At 61.9% G+C, this 452-nt stretch carries 1 pseudogene; it reads left to right on the top strand.

Features of this window, described 5'->3' with window-relative positions:
• The first annotated feature begins 96 nt into the window (after positions 1 to 96).
• Positions 97 to 414: pseudogene (locus tag ASE89_RS03725) on the top strand (GIY-YIG nuclease family protein).
• The last annotated feature ends 38 nt before the right edge of the window (positions 415 to 452 follow it).

The following is a 452-nucleotide window of genomic DNA, read 5'->3' as shown; positions in this document are numbered from 1 at the left end:
GCATACTGGGCTTGACCCAGTATCTAGAGCGGCGAATGCTGACGCCTGTGGCTCTGGATCCTGACTTTCGTCAGGATGACGGGGTGGGGGAAGGATATGGCTAGGCAACCAGCGGTCTATATCATGGCGAGCTGGCGCAACGGAACGCTCTACATCGGCGTGACGTCCGACCTGATGGCGCGGATCGTTCAGCACCGCGACGGCATGTTCGACGGGTTCTCAAAGCGATACGGCGTGACCCGGCTGGTTTGGTTTGCGATGGCGGACACGATGGACGCGGCGATCACACGCGAGAAGCAGCTGTAGGTCTGGAAACGGTCGTGGAAGACCACGCTGATCGAGACGGACAACCCAACCTGGCGCGATCTGGCCGAGGACTGGGGCTCCGACCCCCTCCCCACCCCGTCATCCTGACGAAAGTCAGGATCCAGAGCCACGGGCGTTGCGCTCGA

This window comes from Sphingomonas sp. Leaf30, from assembly GCF_001422525.1.
GTDB lineage: Bacteria > Pseudomonadota > Alphaproteobacteria > Sphingomonadales > Sphingomonadaceae > Sphingomonas > Sphingomonas aerolata.
The sequence above is the reverse complement of the archived record's forward strand: the minus strand, read 5'-3'. Positions and strand labels throughout refer to the sequence as shown.